This is a genomic window from Pseudoalteromonas rhizosphaerae, from assembly GCF_028885455.1.
In the GTDB taxonomy this organism is placed as follows: domain Bacteria; phylum Pseudomonadota; class Gammaproteobacteria; order Enterobacterales; family Alteromonadaceae; genus Pseudoalteromonas; species Pseudoalteromonas rhizosphaerae.
The window spans coordinates 1,909,374-1,929,277 of sequence record NZ_CP118496.1 but is presented as its reverse complement, the minus strand read 5'-3'; the positions used below and the strand labels follow the sequence as shown (position 1 = coordinate 1,929,277).

The 19,904-nt window shown below is 40.8% G+C and carries 15 protein-coding genes; 9 read left to right on the top strand and 6 right to left on the bottom strand.

Annotation, left to right across the window (positions count from 1 at the left end; all coding sequences use genetic code 11):
• Nucleotides 1–20 precede the first annotated feature (20 nt).
• Complete coding sequence (locus tag PVK79_RS08255; RefSeq protein WP_257326909.1) at nt 21–668, top strand: DsbA family oxidoreductase; 648 nt, start codon at nt 21–23, stop codon at nt 666–668.
• An 80-nt stretch (nt 669–748) separates the two neighbouring features.
• On the opposite strand, the gene PVK79_RS08250 is transcribed toward PVK79_RS08255, so the two are convergent.
• Together PVK79_RS08250 and PVK79_RS08245 are read right to left on the bottom strand one after the other, a co-directional pair.
• Nucleotides 749–1,489, bottom strand: coding sequence for an SIMPL domain-containing protein (locus PVK79_RS08250; RefSeq protein ID WP_257326907.1), 741 nt, complete (start codon nt 1,487–1,489; stop codon nt 749–751).
• 47 nt (nt 1,490–1,536) lie between these two features.
• Nucleotides 1,537–2,037 (bottom strand): P-loop nucleotide/nucleoside kinase family protein, encoded by a 501-nt coding sequence (locus PVK79_RS08245; protein ID WP_257326905.1) that lies wholly within the window; start codon nt 2,035–2,037, stop codon nt 1,537–1,539.
• A 539-nt stretch (nt 2,038–2,576) separates the two neighbouring features.
• Here PVK79_RS08245 and PVK79_RS08240 point away from each other — a divergent pair.
• Nucleotides 2,577–3,989: a YfcC family protein gene (locus PVK79_RS08240; protein ID WP_182733956.1), complete on the top strand. Its 1,413-nt coding sequence runs from the start codon at nt 2,577–2,579 to the stop codon at nt 3,987–3,989.
• A gap of 109 nt (nt 3,990–4,098) precedes the next feature.
• Here the strand turns inward: PVK79_RS08240 and ppiC are convergent, their stop codons facing one another.
• Entirely contained in the window at nt 4,099–4,377 is a 279-nt protein-coding gene (gene ppiC / locus PVK79_RS08235) for a peptidylprolyl isomerase PpiC (protein ID WP_182730794.1), read from the bottom strand.
• 53 nt (nt 4,378–4,430) lie between these two features.
• A complete protein-coding gene (locus PVK79_RS08230; RefSeq protein ID WP_182730795.1) occupies nt 4,431–4,856 on the bottom strand; it encodes a thiol-disulfide oxidoreductase DCC family protein in 426 nt (141 codons plus the stop codon).
• Nucleotides 4,857–5,649: 793 nt separating this feature from the next.
• Here PVK79_RS08230 and PVK79_RS08225 point away from each other — a divergent pair.
• The 4 genes from PVK79_RS08225 to PVK79_RS08210 are packed head-to-tail and all read left to right on the top strand — an operon-like array spanning nt 5,650 to nt 10,033.
• On the top strand, nt 5,650–6,462 hold the full coding sequence (locus PVK79_RS08225) for a hypothetical protein (protein ID WP_257326903.1): 813 nt from the start codon (nt 5,650–5,652) through the stop codon (nt 6,460–6,462).
• Nucleotides 6,463–7,503, top strand: coding sequence for an extracellular solute-binding protein (locus PVK79_RS08220; protein ID WP_145234493.1), 1,041 nt, complete (start codon nt 6,463–6,465; stop codon nt 7,501–7,503).
• Entirely contained in the window at nt 7,503–9,002 is a 1,500-nt protein-coding gene (locus PVK79_RS08215; protein WP_145234494.1) for an ABC transporter permease, read from the top strand. The genes PVK79_RS08220 and PVK79_RS08215 overlap by 1 nt, the downstream gene beginning before the upstream one ends.
• Before the next feature lie 14 nt (nt 9,003–9,016).
• Nucleotides 9,017–10,033 carry an ABC transporter ATP-binding protein gene (locus PVK79_RS08210; protein WP_257326902.1) on the top strand — a complete coding sequence of 339 codons (1,017 nt, stop codon included), beginning with the start codon at nt 9,017–9,019 and terminating at the stop codon, nt 10,031–10,033.
• Between the two features lie 89 nt (nt 10,034–10,122).
• On the opposite strand, the gene PVK79_RS08205 is transcribed toward PVK79_RS08210, so the two are convergent.
• A complete protein-coding gene (locus tag PVK79_RS08205; protein WP_182733954.1) occupies nt 10,123–12,897 on the bottom strand; it encodes a collagenase in 2,775 nt (924 codons plus the stop codon).
• A gap of 423 nt (nt 12,898–13,320) precedes the next feature.
• Here PVK79_RS08205 and PVK79_RS08200 point away from each other — a divergent pair, with 423 nt between their 5' ends.
• Nucleotides 13,321–14,352 carry a LacI family DNA-binding transcriptional regulator gene (locus PVK79_RS08200; protein WP_145234500.1) on the top strand — a complete coding sequence of 344 codons (1,032 nt, stop codon included), beginning with the start codon at nt 13,321–13,323 and terminating at the stop codon, nt 14,350–14,352.
• Between the two features lie 25 nt (nt 14,353–14,377).
• On the opposite strand, the gene gtfA is transcribed toward PVK79_RS08200, so the two are convergent.
• On the bottom strand, nt 14,378–15,850 hold the full coding sequence (gtfA, locus tag PVK79_RS08195; RefSeq protein WP_257326900.1) for a sucrose phosphorylase: 1,473 nt from the start codon (nt 15,848–15,850) through the stop codon (nt 14,378–14,380).
• A 176-nt stretch (nt 15,851–16,026) separates the two neighbouring features.
• Here gtfA and PVK79_RS08190 point away from each other — a divergent pair, with 176 nt between their 5' ends.
• Nucleotides 16,027–17,256: an MFS transporter gene (locus tag PVK79_RS08190; protein ID WP_149981806.1), complete on the top strand. Its 1,230-nt coding sequence runs from the start codon at nt 16,027–16,029 to the stop codon at nt 17,254–17,256.
• A gap of 167 nt (nt 17,257–17,423) precedes the next feature.
• The gene (locus PVK79_RS08185; protein ID WP_257326897.1) at nt 17,424–19,817 is read left to right on the top strand and encodes a TonB-dependent receptor domain-containing protein; all 2,394 of its coding nucleotides are present in this window, start codon (nt 17,424–17,426) and stop codon (nt 19,815–19,817) included.
• Nucleotides 19,818–19,904 lie beyond the last annotated feature (87 nt).

Below are 19,904 nucleotides of genomic sequence, written 5' to 3'. Positions count from 1 at the left end.
TGTAAAAAATAGGCTCACTGATGAAAAAGCTTAAAATCGACATAGTTTCAGACGTTATGTGCCCATGGTGCATTATTGGTTATAAAAACCTTGAAACAGCCCTTGCGCAATTAAGTGACGAATTTACAGCTGAGATCAGCTGGAAGCCATTCGAACTAAATCCTGATATGCCCGTTGCAGGCCAAGATTTAAATGAGCATTTAGCGCAAAAATACGGTCTCACTGAAGAGCAAGGTGACGAAAACCGTAAACGTATTTTAGAGATGGGCGAGCAAGCAGGCTTTGACTTTAATTTTGACGGCAAACGGATCATGATCAATAGTTTTGATTTACATCGTTTACTTACATGGGCTGCCACTGAAGGCAAGCAAACTGAATTAAAACTGGTATTTTTTAAAGCACACTTTACTGATTTAGTTTATTTAAATGAGCAAGATACGCTGCTTGATGTAGTGCAAGGCGTAGGCCTTGATAGAGCCCGCGCAAAAGAAATTTTAGACTCTGGTGAGTATTTCCAAGAGGTTCGTAGCGAGCAAAGTGCGCTTCAACAGATGGGCATTACCTCAGTGCCAACTTTTATCATTAACGAGCAATACGCCCTCACTGGCGGCCAGCCAAGCGACGCATTTGTGCAAGCCTTTAAACAAATCGCCGAGCAAGAAGCATAGCAGTAAAATAAAAAGCCATGTAACAACTATTGGGGGTCACTTCAACTAAGTTACGTGGCTTTTTACCTTATGTGCCAATCTTAGGGTGCTGTTGAATCAGTGAGTTCTAAATCAAATACGGCACTGACTGATGCCGAAAAAACAATATTTTCCTGCAAGTACTTACCAGGGCTTGTAAATTGCTGAGTCCGATTACCAGTCACTTCTATCCGTTCAATAGCTTGATTTTCGCCATACCGATTAAAACTATTATTGGCAGCCGAGTTGATACTATAAATACTCCCAAGCTTAGTACCAAATGCCTTGGCTAATGAGCTGGCTTTCTCTTTTGCATCATTCACAGCCATCGCATTGACTTGTGCTTTTAAAGCCTTCGCTGCTGATGATTTTAGCTCTATACTTTTAATTGCATCAATTTTTACGCTCAGTGCAAAATCCAGGAGTGCATTCAAGCGCTTAATATCCGTTAATGTTACTTTAATACTGCGGTTAGCTGTATAGCCTTCCAATTGCTGTTTATCACTCTCGGTATACGAATAACTCGGCTGCGTGTTAATGCTTGAAGCAGAAACATTTTTCTCATCAATATTAAACTTAGAGAGGCCAGCTAAAAAACTATTGATCCGATTATCAACATCCTTTTTCGCATCTAAACTAGAGACTTGTAAACTTTCCACCTCGAGGTTAATCACAGCAATATCAGGCTTTGCTTTTAACTGCGCCTCCCCGGTGACTACAATATGCCGGTTATCTGGCAAAGCCGTATTTGCATTGACAAGTGAGGCAAAAGCTAAGAACGCAAAAAGACTAACGTAATTCATAATATCCCTTTCAAAAAAACCAGTAAATACGTAAGAGCATGGCAACCTTACATCGTTTCTTTATCAATTACTTTAATATTGTAAAACTCACTATCGCTTGGCTCTTCGAAATATTGAGTAACGTGATTAAACACAGCTTCAGTGTCAAATGCAGCTCTATTTGGTTGTTCAATGCATCGCCGGGCAATTTGCTGAAGGCATAACTCATTCGATACTTTTAAGTAAGTAAACTCAATATTAGCTTGTATTTCAGTAGCTAAAATTTTTAACCATGCTCGCTGTTTTTTTGTATTAGCAGGGAAATCCATAACCACAGTCGCGCCAGCTTGCAGAATATTTTGAACATGAACTTTGAGTAAAGATCTCAATAAACCAGAGTAGTTAATATAATCTTCAAACGACTTGATTTGGTCAGGGTAAAGTGTAGCCAACCAGTCATCTTCACTGATAAGCACGGCATTACGTTCAAGAGCTATTTTTTTAGCTTCGGTTGATTTACCTGCCCCCATTTTGCCACAGAATAACAGTAAAGCTCCCGCTACCACCATGAACCGTTCTCCTTGTTGTATTTTGGTTTCTATGCAAATAACTTAACACAAGCTGTAAAGATATAGCACTGTATTAAGTATCACATGAGTCTTAAAAGTTAAGCTAATTTTAAGATGGGTGTCTGCGTAAATATTGTGTTATTACACAACCCAATTTAAAGACACCCACTTTAAACTAATGACTGTTTTTTCTTGAACCAGCTAACTATAAGCATGGCTCTTCCCTGTTACATTCCTTTACAGACTTGCGTGCCTATTTTTATTGTGATTTTACAAGTCGTGGTATTCTTCACAAAAAGTAGCGTCTATATTTTCGCTGCACTAATTATAAAAATGGAGAACAACCCAATTTAAAGACACCCACTTTAAACTAATGACTGTTTTTTCTTGAACCAGCTAACTATAAGCATGGCTCTTCCCTGTTACATTCCTTTACAGACTTGCGTGCCTATTTTTATTGTGATTTTACAAGTCGTGGTATTCTTCACAAAAAGTAGCGTCTATATTTTCGCTGCACTAATTATAAAAATGGAGAACGTATGAGTAATTCTTTTAAAGTGCCGCATACTTTAATTTTACTGCTGGGTATGATGGTCACTGCGTTAGTTGCTACGTGGCTAGTACCGCAGGGATTTTTTGATACTACATTATCTGATTCTGGCCGAGAAATGGTGATCGCCGGCACCTATCAAACTGTTGCAGAACGTCATTATTTGACCCCATGGGATTTATTAACCGCTATTCCGCGTGCTTTTGCCGCTGCGCAAGATGTGATCTTTTTTGTATTGATTGTTGGCGGCGTACTTGCCATTGCCCGTGCTACCGGCACGGTTGATGCGTTGATTGGTCGTTTACTTGAACGCCATGGTAGACAACCACAACGACTTATTTTTATGGTGGTATTTTGCTTTGCCTTAGCATCGAGCAGCATTGGTACTGCGGGAGAATACATTCCGTTTGTGCTGATTTTAGTCGCTTTATGTAAAGCCATGCGCCTTGATGCAATGACTGCTGTCGGTATGATTGTGGCAGGTTACGGGATTGGTTATGGGGTATCGGCGTTTAACCCGTTTACGGTGTTAATTGCTCAGCAAATTGCTGAAATTCCAGTGTATTCTGGCTTATGGTTACGTTTGGCGATATTCGTGCCGTTTGTATTAATTGGCTTTCACCATGTGTGGCAATACACTAAAAAAGTCGCAAACGATCCAAGTAAATCCATGATGCTTGATGTACCTTGCCCTTTAGGCGATAAAGCAACACCGCAGTATCCTGTACTTGCGCTGCGCCATAAACTAATTTTAGGCAGTTTTATCATCACTCTTGCTGTCGCTGTGTGGGGTATTGCCACTAAAGGTTGGTACTTATACGAGCTAGGCGGTGTATTTATTGCCTGGGGTGCGATTGTTGCTGTACTGGGGCGCTTATCAGCAGATGAAACTGCCAACCGTTTTATTGAAGGGGTCTCAGACCTCGTAACTACCGCTATTTTAATTGGTGTGGCCCGTGGTATTGCCTTGATACTGGAAGATGGGCAAATTTTGCATAGTTTAGTGCATGGTATGTCGCTACCACTTTCGTATGTGAACGCCGAGATCTCAGCCATTGGAATGTTAGTCATTCAAACAATACTCAATACCTTTATTCCATCAGGATCTGGGCAAGCGTATGTAACTATGCCGCTGATGGCCCCACTGGGCGATTTAGTCGGCGTGCCACGCCAAGTGGCTGTACTTGCATATCAATTTGGCGATGGCTTTTCAAATATGATCATCCCAACTAATGCAGTCTTAATGGGGATTTTAGGGATGGCGGGCGTACCTTACGGCCATTGGTTCCGCTTTTGTTTACCATTGTTACTTAAGTTAATGTTAGCCGCATCAATTGTATTAGTGCTTGCAGTAATGTTTGGTTACGGCTTAGATGTACAACCAAGTGCCGTTGGCAGCTAAAGTTACTGGATGCTTAAACGTAAAAACCACCTTTGTAGGTGGTTTTTACGTTTAAATCAAAGTCACTCGTTTTTCTAGCTAACTTTACTCTCGCTAACTTTATTTACTCTTACGTTCTATACAGCACTTTGATAACATGCCAGCCAAATTTGGTTTTAACTAAATGTGGCTCTAAGATCTCAGCACTAAAAGCGACTTTATCAAACTGTGGAACCATTTGGCCGCGTTTAAACTCGCCTAAATCACCGCCTTTTTTACCTGACGGGCAGGTTGAATGCTTTTTAGCGAGCACTTGAAACTTAGCGCCTTTTTTTAATTGCTTGATGATATCTTCAGCAAGTTCTTTATGCTTAACCAAAATATGTAATGCGTGTGCAGTGCTGGCCATTATTTGTCTCTACTCAATTTAACTGCGGCGATTTTAACACAACATTTAATGCCTTATAAGTAATGCTGATCATAGTCACTGTTTGGTATACGACAGTAATCGTACTTGCCAAATAAGCGATATCGATTAAACGCAATGCGATCGTACGCCCAGTTACGTAGGCATTTGGGAATTATTCGCAATATTTTAGCTATCTGCCAAGGCCAACCAAGCTGCGTAACAATATTAATAAATGCATCACTTTGCGTAATACATTGATTATTTTCAACATAAATCATAGTTTTATAATTATCTGTTGCATAGTTAAAGTAACTTAGTATCGCTTGGCCTTTTAAAGACTGCACACTGCATAGTTTAAAATGCAACTGCTTGTCGTGTTTAATAATAAAATTGCACCACGCGCTGCATAGCTTACACTGCCCGTCGAATAAAATGATTTTATTGTGTTGTATTAATTGTTGCGCATTCAATGTTGGCATAAACCGCTCTTATCTTGAATAAGTAAAATGATCTAAACAGGCGCAAGTAGATGCCATAAAGATTACGTTATGGCATGAAATTATTTACTTGACGCTGCAAGAGACCAACGCCAAATCCGACGAATACTCCACCACTGACCTTATTAAGTATCGTCCCCCTTTTTTGCGAGGATAGCTTTGATTTTGCATAAGTAGCACAGAATGCATAGATAGTATTTATTACTATTACTAAACAGCTAAAAGTCACAGCAAGCAGAATATTTAACTCTTCTTTAGATTATAGCTGTGAAACACAAACCATATCCGAGTTGCTATTTTACTACAATTACCTAGTAAATTTTGCCTTTGTATTGTCAATGCATTTAAAAAGTGTGGCAAGTTTAATTAAAGAAAGCATGCGTATTTTATCACTTCATAAATGTACTTGTCTTTTCATCATAATCCTTTTTATCAGCCAAAGGCGACTTGCTAGCCTAGGCATGTAATTATTGTTTCCTAGTGCAAAAAATAAATTTGAATTAGTAGCAAGTAACCTGTCGATAGACTCTGTGCTACTGTAAATTCAATTGAAGCAAAGAAAAATGTATTTTTTTGTTACTTTCGCTCATAAACCAACCGATCCTGCGGTTAAGGTTTATATCGACAAATCATTACAACCGCCCTAATACAAACAAATGCTTTATAAACAGAGATAAAATGGGCATTCAAAGGCTAATTTAGGTATATTGCTTTTAGTCATTTTTATGGATATGATAATGGCTATCATTTACAATTACCTTTCGGATCCTCTATTATGAAAGCAGTATTTAAATCAGCTACCACCTTAGGTGTGAGCCTTCTTTTAGTATCAGCATTTGTTGCGCAACCTGCATTTGCTAATGGCCCTATTGGCGAACATGTAAATCACTTACAAGCAAATATCAAAGATTACTCAGAAGAAGTTGAATGGATGATCGGCAAAGTCGATACCATGGTAAGCAACTATGAAAGCAAAGGCGCAAAAGCAGTAAAAAGCGATGAATTAATCGAATATTGGGAATCAGTGAAGTTTCACAGCGCAATTGAAACAAATTTTGTGCCGGTATATGCGTCAATCTGGCAAGGTATTTATGGCGTAAAAATGGCCATTGATAATAACAAGCCGGCGACTGAAGCTCGTAAAGAACAACAAGCTATGAATGCTGCCTTGTGGCAAGGTCTAGGCGCAGTTAAACTAGCGGCGCAATTTCAACAAAAAGGTTTGCTTGCAAACGTTAAAGCAACTGCAACCACAAGCATGACTCAAAGTGCTACAATCGATGAAATTAAGCATAAACTTGATCGTGTCATTGCCAAATATGCAGAGCGCTTAAGTGATGAAGCAACCAGCATTGTGCACGATACTTATCTTCACCTATTTGAAGGTGTTGAAGGCACACTTATCGAACAAGATGCCAAACTTGTTGAAATATTAGAAAAAGATTTTAACGTGACACTGCCAAAAGCAATTTCAGATAACAAAAGTGTTAATGAAGTACGCGATGTGGTAAGTAGCATGCACACTAAATTAGACCGCGCTAAGGTATTACTCGAAAAAGCCGAAAAAGCACGTAAGGATGTATTTTAAGTGAAGCGTAGGACCTTTATACAAGGCCTAGCTGCGTTTGGGGCAATCGGTGCATTACCATTGCCTCTTTCTCGCGCACTAGCTGCCAACATAGCAAACCCAGTTTCTGTTGATGACTTACCTAAACTTGAAGGTGAGCTGACCTTATACCTAGGTCGTGGTGAAGGTGGTTTGTATGAAAATGTGCTACAAGCAATTCAAGACAGAAACCCCAACTTTAAACTAGGCATTCGTCGTGGTCCTACAGCAGCTTTAGCCAATACCATTGTTGCTGAAGCAAAAGCAGGGGTGCGTAGAGCCGATTTGTTTTGGGCTGTTGATTCTGGCGCTATTGGCTTGGTTTCAGATGCCGGCCTTGCACAACCTATTCCGAGTGATTTATCAGCGCAGTTGCAACCACAGTTTCGCTATAAAGATTGGGCCCCTGTCACCGGTCGTGTGCGCACCATACCCTATAACACTTCGCGTTTGACCAAAGAGCAAATTCCAACCAGTATTATGGACATTGCTGATAGTGACTTAAGCATTGGCTGGGCACCTGCGTATGCATCGTTTCAATCATTTGTAACGGCAATGCGTATTCTCGAAGGTGACGATAAAACAGCGAAATGGCTGAAAAAGATTAAGAAGCGTGCTAAAACCTATGCCGGTGAGTTGGGTGTAGTAATGGCCGTTGAACGTGGTGAAGTGGATATTGGTTTTGCTAATCACTATTACACCTTACGTTTAAAATCAGGCAAACCAGATGCCAAACTTGATTTAGCATTTACCCAACAAGATGCTGGCTGTTTAGTCAATGCATCAGGTATTTTGGCATTGAACGACGACCCTCTTGCCACTCACTTTATGCGCTATTTATTAAGCATCGAAGTGCAAGGTTACTTGGCTCGTGAAGCCTATGAAATTCCGCTGGTAAATGGTGTCCCTCTACCTGAAGGGTTACCATCTTTAGCCAATATTTCACCACCCAAAGTGGACTTAACACAGTTAGCTGATCTTCGGCCAACCATAGCTTTGATGCGAAATAGCGGCGTACTGTAATGCGACTACCAGCTTCTTACCCAATGGCGCTGCTTGCAGCGCTTATTGTTTTATCTCCTATCTTTATTTTAATAACGCTGGCCACTGATGCCAGCTCTTTGTTTGATAATCATAATTTAAGTATTCTCGGCAATACTTTGTCCTTGATGGTATTAACGGTCATTGGTTCTATTTTAATCGGGGTACCGTTAGCATTTATCAGCGCTTATGTGCGTTTACCGTTTAAAAAAGTATGGCTGGTGTTTTTTGCCGCGCCTCTAGCCATTCCCAGTTACATTGGTGCATTTACGCTTTATGCGGCTTTTGGCTCCGGCGGAGAGATACATAATCTACTTGGTATTGAACTGCCATCGATGGATGGACTCAGCGGCGCAGCTATTGTCATGACTCTTTACACATTTCCATTTGTAATGATGACTACCCGCTCATCTTTACTTAGTCTTGATGCAAGCATGGTTAATGCGGCCCGCACCTTAGGTATGTCGATGACCGAAAGTGTATTTAAAGTCATTTTACCCCGTGTAGTAAATGGCATCGCCGCAGGTTCGTTATTGGTCGCCCTGTATACTTTGTCTGACTTTGGCACACCTGCAATGATGCGCCTTGATACCTTTACCCGGGTTATTTATGTCGAGTACAATGCTTTTGAGTTAAGTCGTGCGGCAATGTTATCGTTACAGTTGTTGGTGATTGTGGGCTTTTTACTGTTGATTGAGTCACAAATTAAAACGGCTAGCGAACGCCATGGCCGGCCATTAATTTTGTTTCCTAGTAAGTGGCAACTAGCGGCTATGTTTGCCACTTTTGCGCCTATTTTATTATTAGCCATTGGCTTACCTCTGGCGATATTTTCGCTGTGGTTAGCGCGTGATGGCTTTAGCTCATTTGATTTTAGCATCGCGTGGAATTCAGCGTATGCCTCAGCCATTGCTGCAGTGGTTGCGGTGATTGTAGCTATCCCTGTTGCCCATGCTGCACTTAGCGGTAAAGCGGGTCGTATCATGGAGCGTGTTACTTACTTTGGTTTTGGTATTCCAGGTATTGTAATGGGCACCGCGCTAGTTTACGGTGGTTTGCAATTGCCGTTTTTATATCAAACATTAGGGCTGTTGATCATTGCCTATATGCTGCGTTTTTTACCCTTAGCGGTAGGCTCTGTGCGCACTAGCACTGAGCACCTTGATCCAAGTTTAGTTAAATCTGCGCGGGTCTTAGGCGCCAGTCCGCGCGAAGCATTTACCCGCATAACTTTACCACTCACAATGCGTGGGATCATAGCCGGTGCCGCTTTAGTATTTTTAGAATCCATGCGTGAATTAGAAGCAACCTTATTACTTGGCCCAACTGGTTTTGAAACACTATCGACTTATTTATGGCGTGTTTATGAGGCGGGCTATTTTGGTCGTGCTGCTATCCCTGGGTTATTGTTAGTACTGATTTCTGCGTGCGGTTTAGCTATTATGATGTCTGGCGAAAAACGTAACCAACTCGAACATTGAGGATTTAAATACAAATGCTATCTGTAAGCCAGTTGTCTATAGATTATGGCAGTAACCGTGTAGTAAGCGACCTAAATTTGTTGCTTGGTGAAAGTGAAATTCTCATGCTAGTAGGCCCTACGGGCTGTGGTAAAAGCACAATTTTACAAGCGCTCGCCGGACTAATTCCTATTAGCGAAGGTGAAATTAACTTAGGTAAATGGCAGGCTACCCCCAAATTGACTGTGCCGCCTGAAAAACGCAGCGTAGGTATGGTATTTCAAGACTTTGCGTTATTCCCTCATTTAACCGTTGAGCAAAACATTGGCTTTCGTTTAAAAGATACCGCCGTTGCTGATCATTGGATAGCCCTTCTGGGTCTTGATGACTTTCGTCATAAAAAGCCAGCCACCCTTTCAGGCGGTCAAAAACAACGAGTTGCACTAGCACGTACCCTTGCCCACCAACCTGACTTTGTGTTACTTGATGAGCCGCTTTCAAACCTTGATGCGGCACTAAAAGATATGCTGCGCTGGGATATCCGAAATGCCCTGAAAAAAGCTGGCGTGCCTGCAATTTGGGTAACTCATGATCAAGAAGAAGCTTTATCAATAGGCGATCGTGTGGGTGTGCTCAAGGCCGGAAAAATCCAGCAACTTGATACTCCTGAGCGTTGTTTTAGTGTGCCCAACAATCGCTTTGTTGCACGTTTTTTAGGTGAAGCAAGTTTCATTAGCGGTTTTTTTGAGAATAATCAAGCAACTACAGCCATCGGCAATGTGCCCGCTCTAGCCGTAGATTGCCAACAAGGTGAGGTGGATGTCCTACTTCGCCCCGACGATGTAATGCTAGTACAAGGTGAGATCGGCAACAACGGTGTGGTCGTATGGGTACGCTTTGAAGGGGGGAGTCGTTTATGTGCAGTAGAGCTTGCCTGTAAAACAGTGGTTACTAGCCGCGTAAGCCACGAAGTTGTGGTGTACCCTGGCGATAGCGTGCATGTATCATTAAGTACTTCGCATCCACTCGCGGTGTATAAACGAGCAACCTAAACTCACTTTAACGCTTAAGTTACAACACTAAAAAAAGCCCATCTAGATGGGCTTTGCTGTAGGTGCTTTACTTTTTTAATATGATAATTTTAACGACACCCTTGGCTATTAAAATCAACCACTAGACTTGCACCAGTACTATTGCCCGACACCTTTAAATAACCCCAATATTGGCTTTGATCGCTAATATAAATACATTCGCTATTGCCGCTATTACTGGACTGAGCCTGTTCATTACTGCCATTTGGCCAGCTGCTGTTTGAATAACTTAGGCTGATGTCGCCACTGCCATTAGCGGTGGTTATCGCCACACCACTTTGACTTTGAACGTCAGCAATACTAAACCACATAGGATCGCTGTTACCCAAACAAATCACTTCACCGTCATTTAAACGGCCATTGCTACGACTACCTTGGGTAGCACATGCATCAGGTACACTACTGCTTGCTCCTGTGTATGAAGCAGTTAATTGCACATTATCAAACATGTTATAGCCACGAACCATTACTTGATAAACACCTGCTTGCGCAGGATTTATTACACATTGTTCACTATTACCACCGACATAAGGACGACAATCATAACTATCCATTGTTGGTGTAGCAGCATAACTCACATATAAATCAGCATCGCCCGTGCCACCACTTAAGCTAAACACTAAGTCGCTGGCACCTTGCGGTACATCAAAGCTGAAATACAACAGCTCATCTTGCTCGCCAGCAATAGTCATTGGTTGAGCGTTTATCAACTCGCCGTTACCAACGCTGCTATCCTCTTCAATACTAGCCAATGTTGATGCGGTTTGGCTGGCACCTTGGTTATCAACAACCGTTAACGATACGCTATATTGTCCTGATGTTGTATAAGTATGCACCGGGTTTGCTTGATTAGAACTACTGCCATCACCAAAGCTCCACTGATAACTAACAATTGAGCCGTCACTGTCAATACTGCCATTGCTCGTAAAATTGATCTCATTGTTTTGCATACCGGCATAAGGTCCATTGATGTATGCGATTGGTGGCGTATTAGTGGTTGTACCTGCAACTAAGTCATCACACCATTGTACAAACTCGTTTTCATAATTATTTGCCCACTGCACAGTTTTCGCTTTATAAGCACTCCAATTACCAATGCGTGTATCTGCAAGCATGGCATTAATTTCACTGTAATGGCGTTCGAACATAAAGCGCACAGCTAAGTAACCCCAGCGATAAATACGGTCTTGATCAAAACCGTCATAGTTAGTGGCAAATACTTGCGCTAAGGTATAACGCGAACCATCACTGATGGTATTTTTAGCGGCGTCATTGTTATCAAGATTAGCAACATATTCTGCAACGCCTTCTGACCACCACACAATATCTTCAGTTGGTGAATTAAAGTTTCCATATAAGTCAAAACGACCATCTAAGTAATGCACATATTCATGCTCTAGATTCCACACGTAATGCTCAGCATTGGCGTAGCTCGCCTCATAGGCAATAAAATTTGCTTGATTACCCACAACTGCGGGGTCACCTTCTAAATACATGCCGCCATTATTGGTGTTAATGCCAAAAATCGCACCTGCGTATTTACTATAATCATCGCTGCTATCAAATATATTTACTTGTAAAAAACTGTTGTTATCATCGGCAACTGGGGTGTTATTGGTGGCAAGTTTAGTGTGAAATAAACCTTCTTCTGCGCCCATTGCAGCACATGCAGCTGTATGTTGTGCTGCAGTCATATTTTGTGAGCGAATTTTAATAGTGCTACTACAGCTATAATTTTGCGAAAGCGCTTGCTGAGTAAGTTCATCAACAAAGCCACAAATACCATAGTCATTACAATCAGCGTAATAACTGACAGAATCTGCCGCCGCAAGCCATACTGCATCACCATAGCCAAAGCTGTTATAAGTACTAAAAACCGCTTTTAAGCCAGTATCAACAGTAGCTTGAATAGCAGTGTCGGAATACTGCTTAAGGCGCGCAAGCTCACTGGCTGCATTAACAATTAAATATTGTGCGTCAGAGTCAATCATCCACTGCTTTTGGGTAAATGCATTCAGCTTAGTAACTAAATCAGTATCGCTAGCTACAGCTGTAACAAATGCATCATTCCACTGGCCGCGATAAAGCAAAGTAAAAATACCATTCACCGCACTGCGTATATTCCATTTTGCAGCATAGCTTTCGTTAAAACGCGTTAGCCACTGTTTCACCACATACAAGTAACGATGTTGCTGTTCAGCGCTGTCCATCGTAATGATCACTTCAGAAAGCGTTTTACCATGGCCGTCATTATCGTCATAAAAATGGCTGTTGTTTACAAAAGCATCTATCGCATCTATTACGGCAGGCGTAACCCAAGAGCTAAAGCTCACGTTGTCGTTGTAAAATTCCGCATAAAAACCAGCTCGTAAATATAGGAACAATGCCTCGAGTTCAATGTCACCACCGCCAGCATAAGTCTGTGAGAGTGACTTTGCATGATTAGCAACCGCATACATATTATCAGAACTAAATACTAGGCTCTGAGTTGATGCTGATGCACTAAATAGTTCATTAACACAGCCACTACCTTGATTTTTAAGCTCAGTAATAATGCTCGTTGAACTAGCATTAGCCAGTGCATTTAAATCGCAGCTGACTGTTGCAGCTTGGCTACGCATCATTAACATACTAAATTTTTGGGGTTGTGATTGCAGCTGTGCTATTGGTGCTTTTTCATTATGGCCGTGTTCAACGCCATGATGATGCACACGTTCAACAATCGCAGCTTGTGGCTTGAATACGCGCTGATGGGTCGTATTAGCAAGCGCCATAGAGCTTGCTCCTAATAACGGTAACGCCAAAATCAATCTATTCATTTTCATAATTTACCTTTGATAAATTTTATTATTTCAATCCAGAACGGGTTATCGAGGACGCAATTTGCAACATATAATCGCCATTACATACAATATACTTTGCCTAAAACTAAAAAATTTTTAATTCATTAGTTGTAGCAAAATAGAAAACAACAGTACTTTATCATCAAAAAGGGTACATATGTAAAGATATAAATGATAAGGCGACTTTGTGAAAAATCACCCAAACAGTAACGTGTGAGTTAGTAAGCTAGCAGATATAAAAAAGCCAGTACTTTATTATTAATAACAACCACTTTCTAGTTCATTCTTGTTCCTAATACCTAATTACGTAACTTGCTATACACGCTACAATATAATTAACACTTTGATTTAGCGTGAAATATGGTAATTTATTAGTGAATCGCGTTCACTATCATGAGAAGTCGTATGACCCAAAAAAAACATTGGACATTAAAAAGCATCGCCAAAGAATTAGGCGTTTCTAACGCCACCGTTTCAAATGCATTTAATCGTCCAGATCAACTATCAAAAAGTCGTCGCGAGTCTATTTTATTGGCGTGTAAAGAGCTTGGCTATTTTGGACCCAATAAAGCAGCGCAATCATTACGCCGTGGTAAATTTAATATTGTTGCGCTGGTATTACCTGACAGTATTGAGTATATGGTGTCGGATCCTGTGGCCAGTAGTTTTATGCGTGGTGTGGCTTCTATCCTTGAAAAAAACAATATTAACTTATTATTATTTTCGGGAAATAGTCAAAACCTTAACAGCGTATTAGATTTTGTTGATGGCTTTATTTGTTATGGTCGTCCGCGCAATCAATCACTTGTAGATCAATTAAAAATTGTACCCAAACATGTGGTTACCGTTGATTTTGATATTGATCGTAATGCCTCAGTAAACATAGATAACGAACAAGCTAGTTATGAAGTGGCTAAACACGTATTAAAAAGCAGTGCTGATCAGGTCGCTATATTGGGACTGCGGTTATTAGATGAAAATGTATTGTGTCGTGTATATGAGCACCATGAATGCGAAGCCGGTCAATCAATTGCACATCAAAGATTACGAGGTTATCAAAAAGCATTAAGCGAAGTTAACATTACCTTAGGTGACGATAGAACTTGGAATATTCCAGAAAGTAGCGAACGTTATGCGAGCATCGCAGCAAAAGAGGCGCTCAACTGCATACCTAGACCCAATGTATTACTTTGTATGAGTGATCTTATTGCCCTCGCGGCAATTCGCGAAGCAGTTAAAATAGGTATAAAAATACCCCAAGAATTGCGAATTGTTGGATTTGATGGCATTGATGAAGCGCAGCGCTCTATGCCAACATTAACAACAATTCATCAAAATAGTGAAGAAAAAGGATCGTTAGCAGCTAATTTATTTATTAGCAAAGAAGAGCAAAAAGCACTTATCAACTACCAATTACAGTTAGGTCATAGTGGCTGATAAGTGACTGATTGTAAGGTTTAATTTAGTTTAACAAATCATTTAGTGAGGTGAGTATTTGCTCATTCCCAGTGCGTTCAATTATTAACGCTTCGCGACGTGCAAAATTAACTTTTAGGACAATTTCACTGTCGTTTAATAGCCACTTTAAAGCACAACTATTGTCATCACCTTCAACACTAAACTCACCTGCAAAGGCACTGTGAGTATTACGTATCTCAATTAATTTTAGTAATCCCTGTACAATAGGCTTTGCAAGAGACTGCGCAATGATATCAGCATCTAAATATGGACGATTAATATCACGACCTACATTTGATTTTGCTAGTAACGCCATATCATTTTCAGCTGCGAATAAGCCACCGTAGTAAACTTGTGGTACGCCGGGTGCAAAAAATTGAATCGCGCGCGCAACTAAATAGTCAAAATCATTTGCACCTAACGCATTGTAATAAGTGCAATTTACTTGGTACAAGTCGACATTACTGGCAGCAGCCCCAGTTGCTTGGCGGCTTTGGTTATTGCTATTTGCATGAATAGTTTCAACTAGATTATCAATTTGCGCTGCATTTAATAATCCTGGCTTATCACCCATTGGACCCGCATCAATAATACCAATGCCATCGTGGGTATCGAGTACTGTTAAGCAATTACGTGGTGAAATATTTAACCACTTTACAAGTGCATCACTATTATTGGTAAATAAGCTGTGCAAAATCAATGGTGGTAATGCAAAGTCATAAACCATATTGACCCGCTTTGCGACGTCAACTTGAGTTTGATAATGGCTGTGAATTTCAGCAATTGTTTCCATACCCAATGCATTAGCTTGCGCCGATAACTTATCTAAATAATCAAACGTTTCATCTAGCATAAAGCAGTTTGTGCCAGCTTGCTTAATCGCGTAACCCGCCGCATCTAAACGAATAATATTAACGTTATTAGCAGAGAACTTTGTTAATACATTATTTAAATACGCAACGCCCGCAGCAACTTTAACATTAATGTCGATTTGATTATCGGTAAACGTGGTCCAAAAATCATACGTTTGACCATCGCCACATGGCATTGGAGTAAAACAACTGCCAGGGCGCGGGCGATAAATCGCTTTTTGCTCGGCGTCACTCATACCATTTGGAAAGACATCTTCTTTAGTTAAAAATAAATCCCAAAACGGTGATGCTTTACCTTTTGCTAGTACATCCTGAAACTGAAAGGATTGCGCCGATACGTGGTTCACAATCAAATCGGCCATCAGATCATAGTCTGCTCCTAACACTTGAATGTCTTGCCAAGTACCGATCCGTTCATCCACGGCACTATGATCAATAGGGTCAAAGCCTGCATCACTACCATCAATTGGATTGTAGAATGGCAATAGGTGGACACCTCCGAACACGCCGTGTAATGGACCATTTAAAAGTGCGGTCAATGCGTTGATATCTTGGCCAGTGATTCGATCAGCATATGTGATCAATTGAACTTTATTCTTCATCATTGTGTGATTACCATGTTGAAACTTAATCGATTAAGATATATCTTTAACTAGCAAGTAAGAATTTACAAGTAATTTTTAATAATTTTACATACAAAAATCGTGGCTCACGTAATACTACAATAAGTAACTAACTGACTTACTAAGTGTTAACTGAGCATTTAACGAGGAAAAAGTACATGACAAAATCACACACACACGTAAGCAGCGATCCGTTGCAACAAATACGCTGGCTTACATATATGATGTTTTTTATGTTTGCCATGACTTCTGATGCGGTGGGCATGATCATACCTGAACTTATTAAAGAGTTTGGTTTAAGCATGACCCAAGCAAGCGCGTTCCATTATGCACCTATGGCGCTAATTGCTTTTAGTGGATTGTTTTTAGGTTTTTTAGCAGACAGTTTAGGGCGTAAAACAACCATCATGCTAGGCCTTTTAATATTTTCGGCGAGCTGTTTCTTGTTTGCGTTTAGCACCAGCTTTACCTTCTTTTTATTGCTACTTTGCTGCATAGGCTTAGCCATTGGTTTATTTAAAACGGGTGCGCTTGCGTTACTTGGTGATATTTCACATAGTAACGAAGATCACACTAAAACGATGAATAAGGTAGAAGGCTTTTTTGGCATAGGCGCCATTGTAGGGCCAGCTCTAGTAGGCGTCTTACTGGTGCAAAATGTAAGCTGGACTTACCTGTACATTATTGCAGGTGTAATGTGTTTAATTCTCGCTTTACTAGCGTGGCGTGCAGACTACCCAGCCGTTGTAAAAACCACAGCGAAGCCCACCTCGCTTGCCACCACTATGAAAATGATCAAAAATCCGTATGCGCTAGGTTTTTCTCTGGCAATTGCCCTTTACGTGGCCACGGAGGTTGCTATTTATGTATGGATGCCTACGCTGTTAAAAGATTACACTGGCTCTTGGCCACTACTTGCAACCTATGCATTGACAATATTTTTTGTACTGCGTGCCGCAGGGCGATTTATTGCCGTATGGTTACTAAACCGCTATAGCTGGCAAGGTGTTATGGCCTATTTAAGCTTAGGCATTGCGCTGTGTTATGTCGGTACATTATTCGGTGGCGTTGATTGGGCTGTGGGTTTATTGCCGCTTTCGGGGTTATTTATGTCGATGGTTTATCCGACTTTAAACTCTAAAGGTATATCCTGCTTTGCAGTGCAACAGCACGGTGCTGTAGCGGGCGTGATATTATTTTTTACCGCACTTTCGGCGGCTTTAGCACCCTTGTTCATGGGTATGATCAGCGATTACTTTGGCCATGTGCGTTACGGTTTTTATTTAGCTACGGGCTTTGCTGTCATTTTATTTTTAGCTATGCTGTTTAATTATTTTAAAGATCCATCAGCAACGGCTTTACAGCAAGATAACCCTGTAACTGAGTAAACCTATATTTTAAGACAATAAAAAATACTTTATAAATCAATGAATGAATAAAAAAAGAGCAAATTAAGCACAAAATAATTTGCTTCTTGTAAAATATTTGTTATTTTTACTTAATCGATTAAGTAGAAATACAAATCCAATTGGGTTCAACACAACGAGGCGTAACCATGACAACACACAACACACCTTTATATTTAATCAGTGCATTAGCACTTGCAGTAAGCCAAGGCGTACATGCGCAACAACAAGATCAAAATTCTCAAGTACAAGCTAACAAAGGTCTTGAAACAATCGTTGTAACTGGTGTACCACGTCGTACAACGATTATGGCATCAAGCGTATCAGTCAGTAGCTTGTCGCTTGAACAAGTTGAAGTGTCTACACCTCGCTCAACCGCTGAGGCGTTTAGAATCATTCCGGGTATTCGCGCAGAATCGACCGGTGGTGAAGGTAACGCAAACATTGCTGTGCGTGGTTTACCTGTGGCATCTGGCGGTGCGAAATTTTTACAATTACAAGAAGACGGTTTACCTGTACTGCAATACGGTGATATCGCTTTTGGTAACGCTGATATTTTTATGCGCTTAGATAATACCGTACAAACAATCGAATCAATTCGTGGCGGCTCAGCATCGACGGCTGCAAGTAATGCACCTGGTGGCATTATTAACTTTATTTCTAAAAATGGTGAAAACGAATCAGGCAGCGTATCAACTACTCTGGGCCTCGATTACGATAGCGTTCGTACAGACTTTGAATACGGTACTTACCTAAGCGATAGTGTACGTTTTCATGTCGGTGGCTTTGTTCGCCAAGGTGAAGGTCCACGCGAAACAGGTTACACATCAAATAAAGGCGGGCAAATTAAAGCCAACCTAACCAAAGATTTTGAAAACGGCTATGTTCGAATTTATTACAAGCATTTAGATGATAAAAGCGTAGGTTACTTACCGATGCCAATGTATGCAAATGGCGATTCTATCCCTGGGTTTGACGCACAATCGGATACACCACACTCGGCATTATTTACAAAAACAGTGCGTCTAAACGGCGAAAACCAAATTAGCAGTGGCGATATTCGCGACGGTATGAACCCTAAAGTTGACTCAATTGGCTTTGAAGCAGTATTTGACTTAGATAATGATTGGCGTATCGAAAACCGTTTTCGTAAATCATCTGTAAGCGGTAACTTTAATTCACTTATTCCTGCTGAAGTAGGCAGTGCAACGTCGATTGCAGAAAGTATTGGCGGCGCAGGTGCAACACTCAGCAATGCAAATACTGGGGCTGCATTTAAAGACAATTTAGCAATGCGTATTCATACGTTTGACGTCACAATGAACGACTTTGACTCTATTGTGAACGACTTTAAATTGACTAAATCGCTCGATGACGACACCAGCATTACGTTTGGTTACTACGCATCAACGCAAAACATTGCCATGTCGTGGTTATGGAACTCTTATCTAATGGAGCTTAAGGGCGATAACGCAGCCTTATTAAATGTCACAGCTGCCGATGGTACTGAGTTTTCTGAAAATGGTTTATACGCATACGGAACACCTTTTTGGGGTAACTGTTGTCAGCGTGATTACGACACAGAATACGACACTCGCGCCCCGTACGTTGCATTTTCTACAAAACTTGGCGATGTAAGTATTGATGCAAGTGCCCGTTACGATAGTGGCGAAGCTCGCGGTAATTACGCAGGTGCAGTAACCTCTACAGTTGATATGAATCGTGATGGTGAAATATCCGTTCCTGAACAAAATGTTGCAGGCATTGATATTACTAATGCCAGCCCAGTTAACTACGACTGGAACTACACATCTTATTCAATTGGTGCTAACTATCAAATTGACCCAAGTCTGGCAACATTTGCTCGTATCAGTAAAGGCGGACGAGCGAATGCTGACCGACTTTTATTTGGTAAAGTACGTGCAGATGGCTCTGTTGCGAAAGAAGATGCTGTAGATGAAGTTAATCAATATGAGTTTGGGGTTAAAAAACGTTTTGATTCATTCTCTGTATTTGCAACTGCTTTTTATGCAGAAACTGAAGAGCAAAATTTTGAAGCTACATCACAAACCTTTTTCGACCGTGAATACGAAGCCAAAGGGATTGAGATTGAATCAACTTACTTCATCGATGCGTGGGATTTTCGCGGTAACTTAACCTGGACCGATGCTGAAATCGTTAAAGATGCACTAACACCGGAAGTAGAAGGTAATACGCCTCGACGCCAAGCAGATTTAATTTACTCACTAATGGCGCGTTATAGCTACGAGAAAGGTGCAGCTGGTGTAAGCTTTATTGGTACTACCGATGCATACGCTCAAGACAACAACGACCTTAAATTTGATGGTTACACCCAAGTAAATGGCTTTGTAAGCTACGATTTATCTGAAAACCTTAGCATCGCGCTTAATGTAAATAACCTATTTGATACAGTCGGTATTACTGAAGCCGAAGAAGGTTCTATCCCAGATAATAATATTATCCGTGCCCGCACTATTAACGGCCGTACAACGTCACTAACACTTAAATACCTATTTAATTAACCGAGCTTTAGTATTTTTAAGCGCTGAATAATGTATTTTCAGCGCTTGATCTCCTAACATCTATTTACCTTGAAAGACTCTCCCACT